22 protein-coding genes and 2 tRNA genes are annotated in these 18958 nt (G+C 70.6%); 11 read left to right on the top strand and 13 right to left on the bottom strand.

The genetic code is table 11. The features are described from left to right. Positions 1 to 3: 3 nt before the first annotated feature. The 6 genes from ACZ5UI_RS16630 to mptA all read right to left on the bottom strand — a co-directional run bounded on the left by ACZ5UI_RS16630 (position 4) and on the right by mptA (position 5934). A complete protein-coding gene (locus tag ACZ5UI_RS16630; RefSeq protein ID WP_464188848.1) occupies positions 4 to 1083 on the bottom strand; it encodes a BMP family lipoprotein in 1080 nt (359 codons plus the stop codon). 132 nt (positions 1084 to 1215) lie between these two features. Next, positions 1216 to 2538 carry a thymidine phosphorylase gene (locus tag ACZ5UI_RS16625; RefSeq protein WP_464188846.1) on the bottom strand — a complete coding sequence of 441 codons (1323 nt, stop codon included), beginning with the start codon at positions 2536 to 2538 and terminating at the stop codon, positions 1216 to 1218. Beyond that, entirely contained in the window at positions 2535 to 3230 is a 696-nt protein-coding gene (gene deoC / locus ACZ5UI_RS16620; protein WP_464188844.1) for a deoxyribose-phosphate aldolase, read from the bottom strand. Before deoC ends, ACZ5UI_RS16625 begins: the two co-directional genes overlap by 4 nt. Further along, on the bottom strand, positions 3227 to 4036 hold the full coding sequence (locus ACZ5UI_RS16615; protein ID WP_464188842.1) for a purine-nucleoside phosphorylase: 810 nt from the start codon (positions 4034 to 4036) through the stop codon (positions 3227 to 3229). The genes deoC and ACZ5UI_RS16615 overlap by 4 nt, the downstream gene beginning before the upstream one ends. Position 4037: 1 nt before the next feature. Then, positions 4038 to 4943, bottom strand: a complete 906-nt coding sequence (locus ACZ5UI_RS16610; RefSeq protein WP_464188839.1) for a cytidine deaminase — start codon at positions 4941 to 4943, stop codon at positions 4038 to 4040. 13 nt (positions 4944 to 4956) lie between these two features. After that, positions 4957 to 5934: a GTP cyclohydrolase MptA gene (gene mptA, locus ACZ5UI_RS16605; protein WP_464188837.1), complete on the bottom strand. Its 978-nt coding sequence runs from the start codon at positions 5932 to 5934 to the stop codon at positions 4957 to 4959. A gap of 147 nt (positions 5935 to 6081) precedes the next feature. On the opposite strand from mptA, the gene rpoD reads away from it, so the two are divergent. Beyond that, positions 6082 to 7221: an RNA polymerase sigma factor RpoD gene (gene rpoD / locus ACZ5UI_RS16600; protein WP_464188835.1), complete on the top strand. Its 1140-nt coding sequence runs from the start codon at positions 6082 to 6084 to the stop codon at positions 7219 to 7221. Between the two features lie 147 nt (positions 7222 to 7368). After that, positions 7369 to 7450: transfer RNA gene (locus ACZ5UI_RS16595), tRNA-Tyr, on the top strand. A gap of 120 nt (positions 7451 to 7570) precedes the next feature. Here the strand turns inward: ACZ5UI_RS16595 and ACZ5UI_RS16590 are convergent. Further along, complete coding sequence (locus ACZ5UI_RS16590; protein WP_464188833.1) at positions 7571 to 8029, bottom strand: universal stress protein; 459 nt, start codon at positions 8027 to 8029, stop codon at positions 7571 to 7573. Between the two features lie 5 nt (positions 8030 to 8034). Further along, complete coding sequence (locus ACZ5UI_RS16585; protein WP_464188831.1) at positions 8035 to 8784, bottom strand: SDR family oxidoreductase; 750 nt, start codon at positions 8782 to 8784, stop codon at positions 8035 to 8037. A gap of 80 nt (positions 8785 to 8864) precedes the next feature. Between ACZ5UI_RS16585 and sigJ the strand changes: the two genes are divergently transcribed. Beyond that, the gene (gene sigJ / locus ACZ5UI_RS16580) at positions 8865 to 9719 is read left to right on the top strand and encodes an RNA polymerase sigma factor SigJ (protein ID WP_464188829.1); all 855 of its coding nucleotides are present in this window, start codon (positions 8865 to 8867) and stop codon (positions 9717 to 9719) included. 13 nt (positions 9720 to 9732) lie between these two features. On the opposite strand, the gene ACZ5UI_RS16575 is transcribed toward sigJ, so the two are convergent. The 3 genes from ACZ5UI_RS16575 to ACZ5UI_RS16565 are packed head-to-tail and all read right to left on the bottom strand — an operon-like array spanning position 9733 to position 12519. Continuing rightward, positions 9733 to 10920, bottom strand: a complete 1188-nt coding sequence (locus ACZ5UI_RS16575) for an ABC transporter permease (protein WP_464188827.1) — start codon at positions 10918 to 10920, stop codon at positions 9733 to 9735. Further along, the gene (locus tag ACZ5UI_RS16570) at positions 10917 to 11831 is read right to left on the bottom strand and encodes an ABC transporter ATP-binding protein (protein ID WP_464188825.1); all 915 of its coding nucleotides are present in this window, start codon (positions 11829 to 11831) and stop codon (positions 10917 to 10919) included. Before ACZ5UI_RS16570 ends, ACZ5UI_RS16575 begins: the two co-directional genes overlap by 4 nt. A 22-nt stretch (positions 11832 to 11853) precedes the next feature. Then, complete coding sequence (locus ACZ5UI_RS16565; RefSeq protein WP_464188823.1) at positions 11854 to 12519, bottom strand: Bax inhibitor-1/YccA family protein; 666 nt, start codon at positions 12517 to 12519, stop codon at positions 11854 to 11856. 108 nt (positions 12520 to 12627) lie between these two features. Between ACZ5UI_RS16565 and ACZ5UI_RS16560 the strand changes: the two genes are divergently transcribed. The 3 genes from ACZ5UI_RS16560 (at position 12628) to ACZ5UI_RS16550 (ending at position 14090) form a co-directional block, all read left to right on the top strand. After that, positions 12628 to 13503 (top strand): DsbA family protein, encoded by an 876-nt coding sequence (locus ACZ5UI_RS16560; RefSeq protein ID WP_464188820.1) that lies wholly within the window; start codon positions 12628 to 12630, stop codon positions 13501 to 13503. Positions 13504 to 13562: 59 nt separating this feature from the next. Next, positions 13563 to 14009 carry a hypothetical protein gene (locus ACZ5UI_RS16555; RefSeq protein ID WP_464188818.1) on the top strand — a complete coding sequence of 149 codons (447 nt, stop codon included), beginning with the start codon at positions 13563 to 13565 and terminating at the stop codon, positions 14007 to 14009. Positions 14010 to 14017: 8 nt separating this feature from the next. Beyond that, positions 14018 to 14090: transfer RNA gene (locus ACZ5UI_RS16550), tRNA-Thr, on the top strand. 203 nt (positions 14091 to 14293) lie between these two features. On the opposite strand, the gene ACZ5UI_RS16545 is transcribed toward ACZ5UI_RS16550, so the two are convergent. Next, positions 14294 to 14476 carry a hypothetical protein gene (locus ACZ5UI_RS16545; protein WP_464188816.1) on the bottom strand — a complete coding sequence of 61 codons (183 nt, stop codon included), beginning with the start codon at positions 14474 to 14476 and terminating at the stop codon, positions 14294 to 14296. Beyond that, positions 14428 to 15126, bottom strand: a complete 699-nt coding sequence (locus ACZ5UI_RS16540; RefSeq protein ID WP_464188814.1) for an aromatic ring-hydroxylating oxygenase subunit alpha — start codon at positions 15124 to 15126, stop codon at positions 14428 to 14430. Before ACZ5UI_RS16540 ends, ACZ5UI_RS16545 begins: the two co-directional genes overlap by 49 nt. A 252-nt stretch (positions 15127 to 15378) precedes the next feature. Between ACZ5UI_RS16540 and ACZ5UI_RS16535 the strand changes: the two genes are divergently transcribed. Genes ACZ5UI_RS16535 through ACZ5UI_RS16515 form a run of 5 tightly spaced genes read left to right on the top strand, consistent with a single transcriptional unit; the run spans position 15379 to position 18954 of the window. Beyond that, positions 15379 to 16890: a YHS domain-containing protein gene (locus tag ACZ5UI_RS16535; protein ID WP_464188812.1), complete on the top strand. Its 1512-nt coding sequence runs from the start codon at positions 15379 to 15381 to the stop codon at positions 16888 to 16890. A 36-nt stretch (positions 16891 to 16926) separates the two neighbouring features. Next, positions 16927 to 17238 carry a toluene-4-monooxygenase system B family protein gene (locus ACZ5UI_RS16530; RefSeq protein WP_464188810.1) on the top strand — a complete coding sequence of 104 codons (312 nt, stop codon included), beginning with the start codon at positions 16927 to 16929 and terminating at the stop codon, positions 17236 to 17238. 9 nt (positions 17239 to 17247) lie between these two features. After that, positions 17248 to 17628 carry a Rieske 2Fe-2S domain-containing protein gene (locus tag ACZ5UI_RS16525; RefSeq protein WP_464188808.1) on the top strand — a complete coding sequence of 127 codons (381 nt, stop codon included), beginning with the start codon at positions 17248 to 17250 and terminating at the stop codon, positions 17626 to 17628. A gap of 25 nt (positions 17629 to 17653) precedes the next feature. Beyond that, positions 17654 to 17914 carry an MmoB/DmpM family protein gene (locus ACZ5UI_RS16520; protein WP_464188806.1) on the top strand — a complete coding sequence of 87 codons (261 nt, stop codon included), beginning with the start codon at positions 17654 to 17656 and terminating at the stop codon, positions 17912 to 17914. After that, the gene (locus tag ACZ5UI_RS16515) at positions 17911 to 18954 is read left to right on the top strand and encodes a ferritin family protein (protein WP_464188804.1); all 1044 of its coding nucleotides are present in this window, start codon (positions 17911 to 17913) and stop codon (positions 18952 to 18954) included. The genes ACZ5UI_RS16520 and ACZ5UI_RS16515 overlap by 4 nt, the downstream gene beginning before the upstream one ends. Positions 18955 to 18958: the final 4 nt, after the last annotated feature.

Raw genomic sequence — 18958 nt, 5'->3', positions numbered from 1 at the left:
GTCCTACTTGACCGTGTCGGGCACCGTGATGCTGCCGTCCATGATGCCCTTCTTGGCCTCGTCGACCTGGGCCTGGTACTTCGTGCCCTCGGCGTTGAGCTTGCCCACGCCGACGCCGTCGGTCTTCAGGTCGAAGATCGTGTCGCCCGCGGAGTACGCACCGTCCTGCACCTGCTTGACGGTGTCGAACACGGCGACGTCGACCTTCTTCTGGGCGCTGGTCAGGATGTAGTCGCCCAGGTAGGCCTGGTCGGCGTCAACGCCGACGCCCAGCTTGCCCTGCTCCTTGGCGGCGTCCAGCGCGCCGAGGCCACACTGGCCCGCGACCTGGAACACGACGCCGGAGCCCTCGTTGATCTGGTTGAGGGCGAGCTCCTTGCACTTCGACTGATCGACGAAGTCCTGCGAGTAGCCGTTCAGCGTCTTGATGCCGGGATCGGCGGCCTTCGCGCCCGCCTGGAAGCCGGCGATGTAGCGGTCGACCGGCGGGATCTTCTGACCGCCGACGGTGGAGACCGCGTCGATGCCGTTGTCCTTGGCGTAGTTGCCGGCCACGATGCCCGCGAGGTACCCAGCCTCCTGCTCCTTGAACAGCAGGCCCTCGACGTTCGTCGGCTTCGTCTTCATGTCGGCCTGGGCCGAGTCGATGATCGCGAACTTCGCGTCCGGGCACTTGTCGGCGACCTTCTCGACCGACTCGGCCATCAGGAAGCCGACGCCGATGATCAGGTCGTACTTCTGCTGGCACAGGCTGGTCAGGTTCGGGACGTAGTCGGCGTCGGACTTCGAGGTCAGCACGCGACCGTCGATGCCCAGCTCCGTCTTGGCCCGCTCCAGACCGTCGTTGGCCAGCTGGTTGAACGAGCGGTCGTTGAGGCCGCCGATGTCGGTGACGAGGCCGACCTTGATGGCCTCGCCCTCCGGCGCGGCCGCCGTGGTCGACGCGCCGGTGTCGGCCGCAGCCGTCGAGGCGGCGGTACCGGTGTCGGAGCTGTCGTCAGAACCGCATCCGGCGGTGACGACAGCAAGCGAAGCGACACACGCGAGCGGCGCGATCGCTTTGAACAAGCGGGATGACAGCAACAGACTTCCTCCGTGTGTGGAACGAGCGGAGGGACAGGCGGCCCATATGACCCGGGTCGCAACGGGAACCCTACTGGTCCCGCAGAAACCCGCGTCACCCCCAGGACCCGTCGCCTCCGCGTAGCGAAGCGATCACCCTATCCGCTCGACCACGACCGGCGTGGCAGCCGAAGCGGCATCTGAGACGGAGATTGCCGCAACGAGCGAACGTTCTGCGGCCGCGGCGGCCGCCTCGTCGCGGGCGTGGACCACCCCGAGCGGTCGGCCGCCGGGGGAAACGTCGTCCCCTACCAGGGCAATTTGTGAAAGCCCGACCGCGTGGTCGATGCGCTGGCCGTCGCGTTCGCGGCCGCCGCCGAGGGCCAGGACGGCCAGCCCGAGGTCGCGCGTGGCGTGCTCGCTGACCACCCCGGCGGTCTCGGGATAGACCTCGACGACCACGGGCGCGCGGGGCAGGTGCCGGGCGGGGTTCTCGAGGATGTCGGCCGGACCGCCGAGCGCGGCGACCATCCGCGCGAAGTGGTCGGCCGCGGCGCCGGAGGCCAGCGCGGGACGGGCCAGCGCCGGGTCCAGGCCGCCGAGCTCCAGGAGCGCCTCGGTCAGGGCCAGCGTGACCTCGACGAGCCGCTCGTCGGCGGTCTCGTGGCCGGTCAGCACGTCGATCGACTCCTGCACCTCGAGCGCGTTGCCGGCGCTGTGGCCCAGCGCGGCGTCCATGTCGGTGATCAGCGCGACGGTGGGCAGGCCGGCGGCGACGGCCACGTCGACCAGCGACCGGGCCAGCTCGCGCGCGTCGTCCAGCTCGGGCAGGAACGCGCCGGAGCCGTGCTTGACGTCCATGACCAGGCCGTCCAGGCCGGCGGCGAGCTTCTTGGAGAGGATCGACGGGACGATCAGCGAGCGCGTCTCGACGCTGCCGGTGGCGTCGCGGATCGCGTACATCTTGCGATCGGCGGGGGCCAGGTCGTCGGTCTGGCCGATGATCGCGCAGCCGGCGGGCCCGGCCACGACCTCACGCAGCCGCGCGGGATCGGGTGCGGTGTCGTAGCCCGGGATCGACTCGAGCTTGTCCAGCGTTCCGCCCGTGTGGCCCAGGCCGCGGCCCGAGAGCATCGGCACCCCGGCGCCACAGGCGGCGACCAGCGGGGCCAGGATCAGCGAGACCTTGTCGCCGACGCCGCCGGTGGAGTGCTTGTCCAGGACCGGCTTGCCCAGCCCGTCCCAGTTCATGACCCGCCCGCTGTCGCGCATGGCCAGCGTGAACGCGGGCAGCTCGTCGGCCGGGTCGAGACCCTGGAAGTAGATCGCCATGGCCAGCGCGGCCACCTGCGCGTCGGTCAGGCCGCCGTTGGCGATCCCGTTGGCCAGCCGGCGCAGCTGCGCGCCGGTCAGCGTGGCGCCGTCGCGCTTGGCCCGGATCAGCTCCTTGAAGGGGGCGTCGTCGGGCAGGCTCATGCGAGGAGCTCGTCGAGCAGGGAGCTGGCGCCCAGGCGCACGGTGTCGGGCGAGACCCAGTCGGGACCCAGCAGCGCGGCGGCCTGGGCGATGTAGGCGTCGGCCTGCGCGCCCGTGCGCACGCCGCCGGAGGCTTTCACGCCGCCGTGGCCGGCCGCTTTGACCGCTTCCAGCAGGACCCCGAACGCCTCCGGGCTGGCGCCGTCGCCGTGCTTGCCGGTCGACGTCTTCAGGAAGCCGGCGCCGGCGGCCAGCGCGGCGTCGGCCATCGCCCGGGTGGTGGCCGCGTCCGGATGCGAGCCGGTCTCCAGGATCACCTTCAGCGTCTTGCCGCCGGCCGCGTCGACGCAGGCCGCGACGAGGTCGCCCACCGCGCTGGCGTCACCGGCCAGGTGCGCGCGCCAGGGCGCCACGACGTCGACCTCGTCGACCCCGTCGCTGACCTGCGCGGCGACCTCGCGGGCCGCGGCGAGGACGTCGTTCTCGCCCGCGGGGAAGTTCGCCACGGTGGCCACCTTGATCGGGCTGGTGCGCAGCTCGCGGACGGCCAGCGCCCCGAACGGCCCGTAGACGCAGACCGCGGCCACCGGCCCGCGCGGCGTCTGCGCCTTGGCGCACAGCGCGACGATCCGCTCGTCGGTGTCGTCGTCGTTGAGCGAGGTGAGGTCGAGCAGCGAGATCGGGTCGATCATCGATAGTCCTCCGCGAAGCGCACGAGCAGGCGGCGCAGGTCGTCGGCACCGCGCTGGGCGCCGGCCAGCGTGTGCTCGTGGGTCAGGGGCGCGTCGCTCATCCCGGCGGCCAGGTTCGTCACACACGAGATCGCCGCGACCCGCAGGCCGCAGTGACGGGCGACGATCGTCTCGGGCACGGTCGACATGCCGACCAGGTCGGCCCCCATCGTCTTGAACGCGCGGATCTCCGCCGGGGTCTCGAAGCTGGGGCCGGCCACGGCCAGGTAGACGCCCTCGTCGAGCTCGACGCCGAGCGCCTGCGCGGTGGCGTGCAGCGCGGTGCGCAGCGCGGGGTCGTAGGCGTCGTCCATCCCCACGAAGCGCGGGCCGATGGTCTCGTCGTTGGGCCCGATCAGCGGGTTGGCCCCCATCATGTTGATGTGATCGCTGAGCGCGACGAGGCGGCCGGGGCCGATCTCGGCCCGCAGCGAGCCGGCGGCGTTGGTCAGCACCAGCGTCTCGACGCCCAGCGCGCGCATCGTGCGCACCGGCACGGCGAGCTTGGCCGGGTCGAAGCCCTCGTACAGGTGCGCGCGGCCCTGCATGACCGCGACGTGCGTGGGGCCGAGCGTGCCCAGCACGAGGCGCCCGTGGTGGCCGGCCACCCCGCCGACGGGGAAGCCCGGCAGCTCGTCGTAGGGCAGCACGAGCTGGTCGGCGACGGCGTCGGCCACGCCGCCCAGGCCGGAGCCGAGCACGATGGCCAGGCGCGGTGCCGGGCGGTCGCCCAGGCGGGCGCGGATGACGTCGGCGGCCTGGGTCATCTCAGGTCAGGTCCTCCGGGCCGAACGACAGCGGCAGGAGGTCGTCGAAGGTGACCGTGCGGCGCAGCCCCTCGGGTCCGCACAGGTGGACCTTGACGTCGGGCGCGGTGAACTCGCGCAGGCGCTGGCGGCAGCCGCCGCAGGGCGTGATCAGGTCGGAGTTGCCCGCCACGGCGATCTCGGTGATGCGCGCGCCCCCGCCGGCCACCAGGACGCCGATCGCGGAGGCCTCGGCGCACTGGCCCTGCGGGTAGGCGGCGTTCTCGACGTTGGCGGCGGCGTGGATCGTCCCGTGCTCGTCGCGCAACGCCGCGCCGACGGGGAAGCGCGAGTAGGGGACGTAGGCCCGCTGCATCGCCTCGCGGGCGCGATCGACCAGCGCCTCGCTGCCGGCGCCCAGCAGCAGCGCCGCGTAGCCGCGCGGCTCGAGCTGGTCGTCGGCGATGTCCAGCGCCGTGCGCAGGTGCGCGACCTTCGCGTGCTCGGCCTGCAGATCGGAGTCGGCGGGCGCCACCGCCTCCAGCTCGACGAAGCTGCCCAGGCCGGCGACGGTGTCGAGGTGGATGCGCACGCCGTCCCACAGCAGCAGGCGGCGCTCCTTGATCACGTCGACGCTGACCCCGTAGGTGCTCCCAAGCGCGGCGGCCAGGGCATCGGGATCGGGCACGTCCACGAGCCGGTAGGCGCTCTCCCGGGCGCCCGGCGCGTCGGCCCGGTCGTAGGCGATCAGCTGGGCGCCGTGGTCCTCGCGGCGCAGCTTGAGCCGGCCGGTGGCCGCGCGGAAGTAGGTGTCGCGCTGGTGCAGCACGCCGCGGTCGTCGACGCCGTCGAGCGCCAGGGCGCCGTCCAGCGTCGCGGCCGGGTGCGGGTCGTGGGCCTTGAGCTCGACGTTGCGGCGGTCGTGCATGGTCGCGGCGAGGCTATCGCCCGGCCGCGTCCAGCCATTCGCGCGTGCTCGTGTGCGTGAGCGCGTGCTCGCCCGTGCGCAGCTCCTGGCGCAGCTCGCCCAGCAGGCCGAAGCGCTCGGCGACGACGTTGTGCTGATGGATCGTCTCCAGGTTCTCCTGGCGGGCCGAGACGAAGTGCTGGTCGGAGAGCTGGGGCAGCTCGTCGACGACGCCGCGGATCATCTCGCGCACGCAGTCCTCGACGAACCGCGGGCGGCGGTGGGCCTTCTCGACGACGGCGCCCTCGTCGGAGCGCTTCATCATCTCGTAGATCTCGCTGGACATCGAGTCCTCGGCGATGCGCAGCAGGTCGGCGGCCTCGAGCTCGATCTCGCAGCCCTCCGGGCAGCCGATGTGCAGCGTGGCCAGGCCCCGCTGGTTGTGCGTGGCCACCGGAACGTCCTCGAAGATCTGCTCGATCTGCTCGTCGTTGAAGCCGTGCCCGACGAGGCGCTCGCGGGCCGCGCCGGCGACGAGCTGCTGGGCGCACGGGCAGGCGGTCATGCCCTGGGCGGCGACGCCGACGAGGCGGCGCGTACCGGCCTCGCTGGCGGCGGCCGAGCCGTACAGCGTGTAGATCTCCTGGGTCTGGATGCCCGAGACCGGCGCCGGCTTGTGCTCGGGGTATCGGGCGGCGATCGTCACCTCGGCGCGGCGCGCGCCCTGGCGCTCGCGCACGAGCTCGGCGATGCGCACGGCCAGCGTCTCGGCCCGGAAGGCCTGCTCGCCGAGGATCACCTCGCCGATCACGTCGTTGACCGTCTCCTCGAAGCGCGACATGTGCGCGCCCTTCTGGGCAGGGCCCAGATCGACGAAGCACTCGAGCTTGGCGTAGAAGAGCTGCTGCTGGACGCGGATGACCTTCTCGACCCCGGTCACGCCCACTCGCGAGAGGGAGATGCGGACCGTCGGGAGGCTGGCCTGGACGTCTGGGACTTCGACTAGCTGCATGTTCGATAGCCAACGGTAGCTGAGTCCTGTGCTATCACTCCGGTCGGGGAAAAGGGATTTCAAGCCTCACGCCGACGCGGTCGATACCGCAACTGGACATTCGTACGACTGCTGTACGGGGAAGCTCATGCTCAGGGGGAGCAGGTTTTGACGGACAAGGCTGAGGTGCTGCTGGCTGACGAGGCGCCGATCCACGAGCTGGACGAGCTGCGAGACCTGATCGCCGCCGGACACGATCGTGGGTTCGTCACCATCGAGGAGATCACGACCTGTCTGGAAGAGGTCGAGGTCACCAAGGAGCAGGTGTCCGAGCTGCATGGGCACCTCGTGGACCAGGGCATCGACATCGTTGGAGCCGACGGCAAGCCCGTCGCGGGGCCGTCAGAGCCCAAGCGCAACAAGGACGACGACGCGCCGGACGGCACGGCGGTCAAGAAGCCCGAGATCGACCTCACCGTCGAGCCCTCGCTGGACTCGCTGCGTCTGTACCTGCGCTCGATCGGTCGTGTGCCGCTGCTCACCGCCCAGGAAGAGGTATCCCTGGCCAAGCGGATCGAGCGCGGCGACATGGCCGCCAAGCAGCAGATGGTCGAGGCCAACCTGCGCCTCGTCGTGTCGATCGCCAAGGGCTACCTGGGCCGCGGGCTGACCTTCCTGGACCTGATCCAGGAGGGCTCGCTGGGCCTCATCCGCGCGGTCGAGAAGTTCGACTACCGCCGCGGCTACAAGTTCTCGACATACGCGACGTGGTGGATCCGCCAGGCCGTGACGCGCGCGATCGCCGACAAGGGCCGGACCATCCGCATCCCGGTGCACATGGTCGAGAAGCTCAACAAGGTCGTCCACGTCGAGCGTCAGCTGGTCCAGTCGCTGGGCCGCGAGCCCACGCCCGAGGAGATCGCCCGCGAGCTCGAGTGCCACCCGCGCGAGGTGCGCGACATCCTGCGCATGTCCCAGCAGCCGATCTCGCTGGAGAAGCCGATCGGCGAGGAGGACGAGTCCGAGCTGGGCGACTTCGTCGAGGACCAGACGGCCGAGTCGCCGTTCGAGCTGGCCTCGGAGAACCTGCGCCGCGAGAACGTGCGCAAGGCGCTGGCCGCGCTGCCCCAGCGCGAGCGCGAGGTCATCGAGATGCGCTTCGGCCTGACCGGCGAGCGCCCGCGCACGCTGGAGGAGGTCGGGCGCGCGTTCAACGTCACGCGCGAGCGCATCCGCCAGATCGAGAACCACACGCTGAAGAAGCTCGAGTCGCTGCCCGAGGCGCAGCGGCTGCGCGACGCGGGCTAATAGCCGCCGGTCCCGGCCGTCTCCCGGTCGAGTGGCGATGTGGTCCCGCTGGGCGGGACCACATCGCCACTCGGCGCGCGGGCGGCTGGTGCCACGGGCCAACGCGACCTGATCGCTACACTGCCCCGCGCGTCGTTTGGGCGCCCTGGCGGGATTCCCGAGCGGTCAAAGGGGACGGACTGTAAATCCGTTGGCTCAGCCTTCGAAGGTTCGAATCCTTCTCCCGCCACTCAAGGCTCCGCATCGCGGAGCCTTGGTCGTTCTTGGCCCATGAGGTCGGTCACGTCGCCCCCTTTCGCCGCGCGTCCCGCGGCGCGCGGACGACTCAGCCTTATGCGCGTTATACGACCTACGTGACGATCAGGACCGGCACGGAGCTGTGCTGCGCGAGTCCCGAGGAGACGCTGCCGAGCACGGCGGCCTGGAGGCTCGAGCGGCCGCGGGAGCCGGCGACGATCGTGCTCGCCTCGTGCTCGCGCGCTGCGGCCAGGACGCCGGCCCACACGTTCGTGGTGGTCGAGCGCGTGGCCGCCTCGGCGGCCCAGCCCGCGGCGACCAGCTGCTCGACGCCCTCGGCGGCCAGCGCGGCCGCGTCCTGCTCGGCGGCCGTGTCGAGCTTGCCGATCGCCTCGCGGGTCACGCTGTCGGGGACCGCCAGGCGGCCCAGGCCGGCCGAGCGCTCGTGCGAGCTCCACACGGTGACGACGACGCCGTCGCGGCCGGCCAGCCGCGCGGCGCCCTCGGTCAGCGCGCGCTTGGCGGCGTCCGAGCCGTCGTAGGCGAACAGGACGGGGCCGTCGGCGCTCATGCGCGTCAGCCTACGTGACGCGCGCTCCAGTCCCGCAGGGTCGTCGAACCCAGCCACGCGCCGGGACCCGGGACCAGCGTGTCGGCGGCCGCATCGGCGCCGAAGTAGCCCACCGATGGGTCGCTGACGACCGCGCGCTCGTCACCGCGCTCGCGCAGCACGCCCGCGATCAGCTCGTCGAGCCGGAAGGCCTCAGGGCCGCCGATCTCCGTGGCCGCGTTCGCGGGCGCTGAGACGGCCGCCACCGCCACGCGGTCGGCCACCTCGTCGGCGGCGATCGGCTGGATCCCGATCGGCGCGAGATGCACGCCATCGGGCTGGGCCGAGCCGGCGATGATCCCGTCGAGGAACTCGAAGAACTGGGTGGCCTGGACGATCGTGTACGGGATCGGCGACGCCGTGATCAGGTCCTCCTGGGCGATCTTCGCGCGCATGTACGGCGAGCCGCCCAGCGCGTGCACGCCGACGATCGACAGGGCGACGTGATGGCCGACGCCGGCGGCCTGCTCGGCGGCCAGCAGGTTCGCGGTCGCCGTCTGGAAGAAGCGCAGCGCGTCGTCGTTCTCCCAGGACGGGGCGTTGGCGACGTCGACGACCACGTCCGTGCCGGCCATCGCCTCCGCCAGGCCGGCGCCGCTGATCACGTCGACGCCCGAGGACGGCGACGCGGCGATCGCCTCGTGGCCCTGCGCGGCCAGGCGCTCCACGACCTTGGCGCCGATGCGCCCGCTGCCGCCGATGACGAGGATCTTCATGGTTGGTGCCTTTCGATTCGGGGGTTCACCAGCCCAGACCGGACAGCCCCGCGATCTGTGACGGGCCTACGCTCTCCCGCGTGTCCGTGGACGCCCTCGACGCCTTCGCCGCGGCGCGCCCGCGACTGTTCGGCATCGCCTACCGGATCACCGGCAGCGCCGCCCAGGCCGACGACCTCGTGCAGGACACGTGGCTGCGCTGGCAGTCGGCCGATCACGCCACGGTGCGCGACGCGCCCGCCTTCCTGGCCACCGTCACCACCCGCCTGGCCATCAACGCGATCCAGTCCGCCCACGCCCGCCGCGAGACCTACATCGGCCCGTGGCTGGCCGAGCCGGTCGACACCAGCGCCGATCCGCTGCTGGGCGCCGAGCGCGGCGAGGCGCTGGAGCTCGCGGTGCTGGCCGTCCTGGAGCGGCTGACGCCGAGCGAGCGCGCCGCGTACGTCCTGCGCGAAGCGTTCGACTACCCCTACGACCGCATCGCCGAGATCCTCGAGACGACACCCGCCAGCGCGCGCCAGCTCGCCTCGCGGGCGCGCGGCCACGTGGATGGAGAGCGCCGCAACACGGTCAGCGCGCCGGAGCGCCAGCGGCTGCTCGGCGCCGTGGTCGACGCCGCTCGCGACGGCGAGCTGGAGCGGCTGGAGCGGCTGCTGGCCGACAGCGTCGTGTCGATCTCCGACGGCGGCGGTGTCGTTCACGCCGCCCGGCGCCCGGTGCTCGGCCAGCACAAGGTGGCCAACGCGCTGCTCGGCTTCGCCCGCAAGTACTGGCAGGGCGCGACCGTCGACCCCGTCTCGTTCAACGGCGCGCCGGGCCTGCGGATCGCCCGCGGTCAGGAGCGGATCGCGCTGATGACGCTCGAGGCCGGCGACGACGGCGTCCGGCGGATCTTCTTCGTCGTCAACCCGGAGAAGCTGACGCGAGCGTAGATGACTGATTCATCTAGGCCTGGCGGAAGGCGTCCTTGAGGCGAACGCGGGCGCCCATGCGCATCACCGCGTTGGCGTAGATGCGCCCGGTGATGCGCACCAGCGCGGCCACCAGCACGGCGGTCAGCACGAGCGAGAAGATCAGCTCGCCCGCGGTGGCGACGCCCATCGCCTCGCGCATCGGCATGAGCATCGGCGAGAACAGCGGGATCAGCGAGAGCGTGCGCACCAGGCCGTTCTCGGGGTCGGCGGGCAGCGCCGAGACGCCGACCACGTAGGGCACGATGATCAGCATCATCAGCGGCATGGTCACGCTGCCGACGTCCTCCTGGCGGGAGACGAGCGCGCCCGCTGCGGCGAACAGCAGCGCGTACAGGAAGTAGCCCAGCAGGTACCAGACGATGGCCCAGGCGATCGTGCCCGCCGCGACCGACGTGGGCAGGCTCAACACGCCCGTCACGGCCGCGGCCAGCGCACCCGCACCAAGCACCACCGCCAGCTGCAGCAGGCCGACGATGCCGATGCCCAGGACCTTGCCGGCCATCAGCTGCCAGGCCCGGATCGTCGACAGCAGGATCTCCACGACGCGACTCGTCTTCTCCTCGACGACGCCCTGGGCGACCGCCTGCCCGTAGGCCAGCAGGCCGACGTAGATGAGCACGCCGACGATGATCCCGATGATCAGGCGCTCGTCGTGGTAGGGCTCCTGGGGCTCCAACGAGGAGACCTCCAGCCGCGTCCGGGCCAGCGCCGCGTTGACCTGCGTCGGATCGCCGCCCAGCTGCGTCACCTGCCGGTCGAGCGTCTCCTGGCGCGCGAGCGCGGTCAGTGTCAGGCGCAGGCTGTCGTCGAGCTCGTTCTTGACGCTGACCCGGAAGTCCGTCGGCGGGCCGGCGATCAGCGCGTCGAGCTGGCCGTCGCGTACGGAGCGCGCGCCCGCGGCCGGGGAGATCACGTTGACGGTCTCGATGTCCTCGCCGCTGGCCTGCCCCGCTGCGCGCAGCGGCTGGGCCAGCTGCTCCGCCTCCTGGGTCAGGCCCACCTTCTGCGCCGACGAGCCGCCGCCGGTCAGATCCAGGACCACGATCAGGCCGACGAGCGCGACGACCATGATCGCGGTGACGATCTTCGTCGCCTTGGAGCCGATCCGGGTGCGGATCTCGCGGCCGGCCACCAGCCGCACGACGGGCCACCAGCTCACGGCGACACCACCTCCTCGCTGACCACGTGACGGAAGAGCTCCATCAGCGACGGCTGGCGGCGCGCGAACTCGTGCACCGGCCCCGTGGCCAGTGCGGCGGCCAGCACGGCCTGGTCGTCGGCGCCCTCGTCGAGCTCGAGGATCGTCCGTGGGCCTTCCTGGCCGCGGACGGTCACGCCGGCCAGCCCGTCCGCCCAGCCCGGCGGGGCGGCGGGCGCCTGCACCGCGAGACGCTCGGTGCCGCCCGCGCGCAGCTCGTCGACCGTCCCGCTGGCCACCATCGCGCCGTCGCGCACGATGCCGACGCGGTCGCACAGTCGTTCGACCAGATCGAGCTGGTGGCTGGAGAAGACGACGGGCACGCCGGCGGCGCTGGTCTCGCGCAGCACGTCGCTCATCACGTCGACGGCGACCGGGTCCAGCCCGGAGAACGGCTCGTCGAGGATCAGGATCTCGGGGGAGTGCACGAGCGCGGCGGCCAGCTGCACGCGCTGCTGGTTGCCCAGCGACAGCTTCTGCACCTCGTCGTCGCGCCGGCCGGCCACCCCGAGGCGCTCCATCCAGGTGTCGGTGGCGCGCTGGGCCGCGTCGGGCTCCAGGCCGTGCAGGCGCGCGAGGTAGACGAGCTGCTCGGCCACCTTCATGCGCGGATACAGCCCGCGCTCCTCCGGCATGTAGCCGGTGCGCCGGCGCATCTCGAGGTCGAGCGGGCGCCCGTCCCAGCGCACCTCGCCCGAGTCGGCGGCCAGCACGCCGAGCGCGATGCGCATCGTCGTGGTCTTGCCCGCGCCGTTGGAGCCGACGAACCCGAAGAGCTCGCCGGCCGCGACGTCGAACGTCATCTCCTGCAGCGCGACCACGTCTCCATAGCGCTTGGAGACGTGGTCGATCTCCAACTCCCGCCCTGCCATACGGCAGGTCCTACCCGTCTTCCTAGTTGCGATTCCCGCCGAAGATCGACAGGAAGAACAGGAAGATGTTCACGACGTCGAGGAAGATCGACGCGGCGATCAGCGGGGCCACTTCCATGCCCGACCGCTTCAGGCGGTTGAAGTCCAGCACCGTCAGCAGCCCGAAGACGCCGAGGCCCAGGACGCTGTAGATGATGTTCTCGCCCGGGATCGACACGAAGAACAGGACGAACCCGAAGATGATCAGGCCGATCAGCGCGAAGAAGGCGTAGCGGTACAGCGCCGACAGATCCCGCGAGGTGGCGTAGCCGAACGAGCCCAGCAGGCCGACGAACAGGCCGGTGGCGATGCCCGCCTGCCACACGACGCCCGGCTCGGACGACGCGTAGTAGTTGATCGTGGGCGCCAGACCCAGGCCGAACAGCAGGCCGAAGCCGAACAGCAGCGCGATGGCCAGCGACTGGTTGCCCTTCTTGACGGCGAAGTTCATCGCGATCAGCGGCACGAGGCCGCAGAGCATCAGGATCAGGCCGGTGGTGCCGCCGAGATCGCGGCCGATGTAGGCCCCGAGCGCGAAGAAGCCGAGCGTGAACCCGACCAGACCCATGGTCTGGCCGAAAACGGCACGCGTGTCGGTTTCCTGCGCGGTGGCCTCCCGCCCGAAGGCGAGGGACGGATCGGTGCCCATGTGAGCAGCAGTCCTTTCTAGGAGAAGGGTTCCCGAAAGGTATCGGCAAAATCGGCCGGGAATCCAGTCGGAACGGGCCCAGTGCTTGCCTGTGCAAGCATCTGACCTATGCCGCTCGACGTCACCGAGTTCACCGACCCGGGCTGTCCCTGGGCCTACTCCGCCAATCCGGACCTCGCCGCCCTGCGCTGGCGCTACGGCGATCAGCTCGACTGGACGCTGGTGACGATCGGCCTGACCGAGGAGCGCCGGCAGTACGAGGAGCGGGGCTACAACCCGGTGCGCTCGGCCAAGCACCAGCGCGCGTTCGCCCGCTTCGGCATGCCGTTCTCGCACGAGCCCAAGGCGTCGGTGGCCGCCACCGCCCGCATGTGCCGCACGATCGTGGCCACGCGCCTGCAGGCCCCAGAGCGGGAGCGCGCGGTCTTCCGGGCGCTGGCCTTCGGGCAGTTCACCACGCCGCTGGTGATGGACGAGGACGCCTCGCTGCTGGAGCGCGTGCGCCTGGTGCCCGGCGTCGACGCCGAGGCGATCGTCGGCGCGCTGGACAGCCCCGAGGTGACCGCCGGCTACGAGGCCGACCGCGCCCGGTCGCGCAGCGCCGAGGGCGGCGCCACGCACTTCCAGGGCAAGCACGCCGAGAGCGACGGGCCGGTCCGCTACACGGCGCCCTCGCTGATCTTCGTGACCGAGGACGGGCGCTCGCTGGAGGCCGGCGGCTTCCAGTCGCTGGAGGCCTACGACGTGTGCATCGCCAACCTCGACCGCTCGCTGGATCGGCGCCCGGCGCCGGAGGATCCGCTCGACGCGCTGGCCGCGTTCCCCTATCCGCTGGCCACCGCGGAGCTGGTGGCGATCATGACCTCGGGATTGGCCCCGCGCGAGCGCCAGCCGGTCGACGACGCGCTGATCGACCACCTGGCCGCGGGCCGCGTCCAGCGCATCGCCGCGGGCGACGACGCGCTCTGGCGGCTGGCGGGGTAGACCCGCCGCGCTGCGGGTGGGACGATCAACACCGTCCCACCTGAGAGAGGAGCCTGAGCATGGAGTCGTCCACGCCGACGCGGGTCCTGATCGTGGCCTACAAGACCGCCGCCACGCCGGCGCTGCTGGCCGCCGTGCGCGAGCGCGCCGCCCGCGGGCCGTGCCGCTTCACCCTGCTGGTCCCCGCCGCCGCCCACGGCCTGCAGCGCGTGGTCGATCCCGAGGACGCGGACCGCGGCGAGGCCGAGGCGGTGCTCGAGCTGGCGCTGCCGCTGCTGGAGGACGCGGCCGGCGCGCCCGTCGAGGGGCTGATCGGCGCGCCCGCCGCGCTGACCGCGGTGATGGACGCCGTCAACCTGCACGGCTTCGACGAGGTGATCGTCTCGACCCTGCCCGCGCACATCTCCAAGTGGCTCCACCTCGACCTCCCGGCGAAGATCGGCGGCCTCGGGCTGCCGGTGACCACGGTGACGGCGAAGGAGCGGTCGAAGGTCGCGCTAGAGTGACCCGCTACGCCCTCCTAGCTCAGTTGGTAGAGCACTTCCATGGTAAGGAAGGGGTCATCGGTTCGAGTCCGATGGAGGGCTTCGCACAAAAGCCCCGCTAACCGGATGTTTCGCTAGGGCGGGGCTTTCTTTACGCTGGTCGCGCTGCGGCGTTTTGGAAGCGTTTTGGAAGCAGTCGCCATCGAACGGGCTCCAACGCAAGAATGCGCGCGGGCAGGCACGCGACTTCCGACCGTGGGCCGAGATTGCGGACCCTCACGTCCAGCGTCACACCGAACAGGCTGTCAACCGAGCCGCTCGGCAAGTAACTGCAGCGTGGCGTCCGCCGTCGCCGCACCCTCGTAGGGCCCTGGCATCACGAACACGTCGATGCTGGCGACGGTCACGCCGGGCAGGAAGCCGTTGCCGTTGAAGTTGCCTACCAGCACTTGTGCCGTCTTCTTGAACGTGAAGATGACGAGTTCCACTCCTCCAGGCGATACGGAGCCAGCAGCTCGTCCATCTCGGCGAAGCGGCCGGCCAGCGTCGCGGCGTTCGCGTCCATGTTGACGAAGACGAAGCCCTGCCAGATCTCGACGGCGAACTGGGACAGGCAGTAGCCGTCCTTCTCGCGCTCGAACAGGGTGCTGCGGTTCATCAGCGGGGCGCCCGTGAGCGAGCCCTCGGTGTCGAACGCCCACGAGTGGTACGGACACACGAACGAGTCCTTGTGGCCGTAATCGTGGCCGGCCTCGCGCTCGACCTTCAGGATGTCCATGAATCTGTGCGGGCAGACGCGTGACAGCGCGCGGACCCTCATGTCCTTGCCGCGCACAAGCATGATCGGCTCGCCGGCGATCTCGGCCGAGTACCAGTCTCCGGGGTTCTCGACCTCGTCCGTGCGACAGACGTACAGCCAGTCGCGCCGGAAGATCTTCTCGACCTCGAGGTCGTAGAGGGCCTCGCTTATGTAGTAGGAAGCAGGCAGCGCCTGCGCCTCCTCCATCGGGCGCGAGGCGTGCTCGACGATCAAATCGACGAGCTCCTGCGCCGTCGGCTGGCCGTTGCGGTGGGGGTGGTTGCCGTTGGCTTGGCCGGTGTGGTGGCCGTTGCTCAGCGCCTGCGGACCGGGATGCATCCGATTCTCCTCACGACGTCTGACAGGGAGCGCTGCAGCGTGTCGCCGCAGTGCACCGGGAGAAGGTTGCGCTGCTGCGCGGGTACGGACAATCGGCCGAACGGCCAATCTTGGGCCCGCCCGGGCCTCGGAAGTGTCCTTTCGGACAATGGCGCTCGGACGGCGCGCGAGGTTAGCTAGCGGGGCGGTTCCCGCACGTGGAGCAAGGGACCGTCCGAACGTTGGCAGGACGGACTGGAGAAGGAGGCCCAGATGCCCCAGTTGCGGCGATCTGATTGGTACGACATCGCGCGGGACATGAACTGGACACTGAGCTACGTCCCGTTCGAGGAGGCGTTTCCGCCCCAGCTCGTCGGCTCGATGGGCGACACCTCGCCGGCGACGTGGTGGAAGTGGGACGAGCCCTACAAGCTGTCCTACCGCGAGTACGTCTACAACCAGGTCGACAAGGACGCAGGCGTCGCCGCCGTCGGTGCCGCCATCGCCCGCTCGCACCTGTTCGACCAGCTCGACGAGGGCTGGAAGGGCGCGATCAAGGCGCACTTCGGCGCCGTCACCGTCTCCGAGGGGCAGTCCACCCTCGCGGAGTCGCGCATGGGCCGCTTCGGACTGGCCGCTGCCTGGCGCAACATGGCCCTGTTCGGCGCGCTGGACGAGATGCGCCACGTCCAGATCCAGCTTCGCGTCGCGCACTCGCTGCTCGAGAAGGACCAGCAGTTCGACTGGGCGCACAAGGCCTACCACACGGGCAACTGGGCGATCATCGCCGCGCAGAGCCACAACGACGAGCTGTTCATGGCCAGCGACGTCATCTCGACGGCGATCCAGCTGACGTTCACGTTCGAGACCGGCTTCACCAACCTCCAGTTCATCGGCATGGCCGCTGACGCCATGGAGCTGGGCGACGTCGAGTTCGGCGCGCTGATCTCCAGCATCCAGACCGACGAGGCGCGCCACGCCCAGCAGGGCGAGCCGACGCTCAAGCTCCTGCTCGAGACGGGTCAGCGCGAGCTGGCGCAGAACCTGATCGACGTGTCCTTCTGGCGGGCGTGGCACCTGTTCGCCACCCTGACCGGGCCCTCGATGGACTACTGGACGCCGCTCGAGCACCGGACGATGTCCTTCAAGGAGTTCATGGAGGAGTGGATCATCCGCCAGTTCATGGACCAGCTCGAGGACCTCGGCCTCGAGAAGCCGTGGTACTGGGACCAGTTCCTCGACGAGCTCGACTGGTATCACCACTCCGAGCACGCCGGGATCTGGTACTTCCGCAACACGGTCTGGTGGCACCCCGACGCGGGCGTCTCCGACGCAGAGCGCGAGTGGCTCGAGGCCAAGTACCCGGGCTGGGAGAAGAAGTTCGGCAGCCTCTGGGACACGATCGGCGAGAACGTGCGCGCCGACAACATCGACGCGAGCTTCGGCAAGACGCTGCCGATCCTGTGCAACACGTGCCATCTGCCGGTCTTCAAGATCCCGGGCACCACGTCGGACTGTGACCCGCGCCAGTCGGTGCACGGGGAGCGCAAGTACTCGTTCTGCTCGGAGCCGTGCCAGTGGATCTTCGACCAGAACCCCGAGCGCTACGCCGGCACGAAGACGATCATCGACCGGCTGATCATGGGCGACATCCAGCCGCCGACGATCGAGGGCATCCTCGACTACATGGGCATCACGCCCGACATCGCGGGTGACGATGCGGCGGGCTACCGCTGGGCCAAGCCACGCGAGTCCGCCCTGGCGTCCGGCGCCAGCGCGGCCTAGCCGCAGACCATTCCCAGCCAGGAAGGAACAGCACCGATGTCAGACGCCCCGACGGGGCTCGACGGGGCGCGCGTCCCAGGCGCACCCCCGGAAGCGAACCCCGGAATCCTGCCGATCGGCTTCATCTTCGGCGACGACTTCCTCGTCCACCACGTCAACGTGGACCCGGAGGCCACCGTCCGTGACATCTGCGAGACCGCGGCGGATTTCGTGTCCGGCATCCGGGTGCCCGAGCAGGGCCGCGACTTCCGCCTGCTCTTCAAGGGCGTGGAGCAGCCGCTGGACGCCCGCGCGGTGGACGTCGGCATCGGCTGGCTCGACTACGTCGAGATCAAGGTCGGGGGCTAGGAGCCGCCCGTGGCCGTGAAGAACGACGACCGCTGGGTCAAGGCGGTCGAACTCGACGATCTGTGGGAAGGCGAGCTGATGGCGGTGACCGTCGACGGCGAGGAGCTGATCGTCGTGCACCTCGAGGGCGGACGGGTCAGCGCGTTCCTGTCGTCCTGCCCGCACCAGGGCACATCGCTCGCTGACGGATACCTGGAGGACGACAAGCTCGTCTGCCCGGCGCACCTGTGGGAGTTCAACGCCGAATCCGGCGCCGGGGTCAACCCCGACAACACGTGCCTCGTGCAGCGGCAGGTGCGCATCGAGGACGACGCGGTGTGGATCGGCCGTCCAGCGAGCCAGGCCGTTGGACATTCATCGACGAGGAGCAACTCACCTGATGGCTGCTGAACAGAGGACGAGGTACGTGGGCCCGGTGATCAGCAACAGCCACGTGGCCGAGGCGGTCGCGCGGGCGATCGCCACCGACAACGGTCAGACGCCGACGTTCGACGACCGGGGCGCCTACGTCCGCATCGGGCTGCCGTCGGAGTGCCGGCTGACCCAGCAATCGCTCGACGAGGAGCTCGGCGGCGAGCTGCGGATCTCCGCGTTCGAGAGCGTCATGCCGTCGTTCGCCGGTCGCATCAAGGTGACCGACGACGAGATCGTCTGGTACCTGGGGGAGGGCAAGTGAGCGGTCCGGAGACGTCGCGCCCGGCGCGCAAAGCGCCCAAGACGTGGAGCCAGCTGTCGACGGGGGCGCGGCGCAAGCCCTCCGAGTACGAGGTCGTCACCCACAACCTCATCTACCACCACGGCAAGTCACCGGCCCCGTTCGAGGTCTCGCCCACGGCGCCGCTGAACGCGTGGTATCTCCAGCATCGCGAGGGATCGACGTTCCGCGTGGACGACTGGAACGGCTTCCGCGACCCGCATCGCCTGACCTACCACACGTACGTCGAGCAGCAGAACCGCCGTGAGACGTACCTGGACGGGATCGTCGAACGCTTCGAGAGCGGTGGCCGTCCCGGGGCGCCGTCCGCCGAATGGGTCGACGTGCTGAGTCGCGTGTACCTGACCTCGCGGTTCTCGTGCCATGTGCTGCAGATGGCGGCGATGTACCTCGCCCAGCTGTCGCCGAGCTCGTACATCTCCAACTGCGCCGAGTTCCAGGCCGGCGACGAGATGCGCCGCATTCAGCGCATCGCCTACCGCGCGAAGTCGCTGAGCCTCGAGTTCGGCGCGGAGCTGGCCGACACGCAGACGGCGCGCGCGATCTGGGAGGAGGATCCCTCCTGGCAGCCGCTGCGCAAGGTCCTCGAGGAGCTGCTCGTCGCCTACGACCTCGGCGAGTGCTTCGCGGCGCTCAACCTGGTCGTCAAGCCGCTGTGCGACGGGCTCTTCGTCGACGTGCTGCGGCAGACGGCGGAGGCCGAGGGCGACGAGGAGCTCGCGCTGACGCTCGACGACATCCGCCTCGACAGCGAGCGCTCCAAGGACTGGAGCAAGGCGCTCGTGGCCTACAGCGTCTCGCAGCGCCCGGAGAATCGCGAGGTCCTCGACGGGTGGATCGAGAAGTGGCGCCCGCGCACCGAGGAGGCGGTCGCGGCGGCGTCGGCGATGCTCGCCGGCTCCCGCTGGCCTGATTCCGCCCCCGACCGCGGCGAGGTCGTGTCGGCGGCCCACACCGCGTTCCTCGCGGAGTGCGGCCTGCAGACCGCGCCGGCGGCCTGAGGCG

This window comes from Conexibacter sp. JCM 18997 (assembly GCF_055391915.1).
The sequence above is the reverse complement of the archived record's forward strand: the minus strand, read 5'-3'. Positions and strand labels throughout refer to the sequence as shown.

Bases quoted from the DNA above. Each gene is read 5' to 3' on its own strand.
- ACZ5UI_RS16540 (WP_464188814.1), bottom strand. From the start codon at position 15,126: ATGCATCCCGGTCCGCAGGCGCTGAGCAACGGCCACCACACCGGCCAA.
- mptA (WP_464188837.1), bottom strand. From the start codon at position 5,934: ATGCAGCTAGTCGAAGTCCCAGACGTCCAGGCCAGCCTCCCGACGGTC.
- ACZ5UI_RS16555 (WP_464188818.1), top strand. From the start codon at position 13,563: ATGGAGTCGTCCACGCCGACGCGGGTCCTGATCGTGGCCTACAAGACC.
- ACZ5UI_RS16560 (WP_464188820.1), top strand. From the start codon at position 12,628: ATGCCGCTCGACGTCACCGAGTTCACCGACCCGGGCTGTCCCTGGGCC.
- ACZ5UI_RS16615 (WP_464188842.1), bottom strand. From the start codon at position 4,036: ATGACCCAGGCCGCCGACGTCATCCGCGCCCGCCTGGGCGACCGCCCG.
- deoC (WP_464188844.1), bottom strand. From the start codon at position 3,230: ATGATCGACCCGATCTCGCTGCTCGACCTCACCTCGCTCAACGACGAC.
- ACZ5UI_RS16570 (WP_464188825.1), bottom strand. From the start codon at position 11,831: ATGGCAGGGCGGGAGTTGGAGATCGACCACGTCTCCAAGCGCTATGGA.
- ACZ5UI_RS16590 (WP_464188833.1), bottom strand. From the start codon at position 8,029: ATGAGCGCCGACGGCCCCGTCCTGTTCGCCTACGACGGCTCGGACGCC.
- ACZ5UI_RS16565 (WP_464188823.1), bottom strand. From the start codon at position 12,519: ATGGGCACCGATCCGTCCCTCGCCTTCGGGCGGGAGGCCACCGCGCAG.
- ACZ5UI_RS16625 (WP_464188846.1), bottom strand. From the start codon at position 2,538: ATGAGCCTGCCCGACGACGCCCCCTTCAAGGAGCTGATCCGGGCCAAG.
- ACZ5UI_RS16585 (WP_464188831.1), bottom strand. From the start codon at position 8,784: ATGAAGATCCTCGTCATCGGCGGCAGCGGGCGCATCGGCGCCAAGGTC.
- ACZ5UI_RS16535 (WP_464188812.1), top strand. From the start codon at position 15,379: ATGCCCCAGTTGCGGCGATCTGATTGGTACGACATCGCGCGGGACATG.
- ACZ5UI_RS16530 (WP_464188810.1), top strand. From the start codon at position 16,927: ATGTCAGACGCCCCGACGGGGCTCGACGGGGCGCGCGTCCCAGGCGCA.
- ACZ5UI_RS16610 (WP_464188839.1), bottom strand. From the start codon at position 4,943: ATGCACGACCGCCGCAACGTCGAGCTCAAGGCCCACGACCCGCACCCG.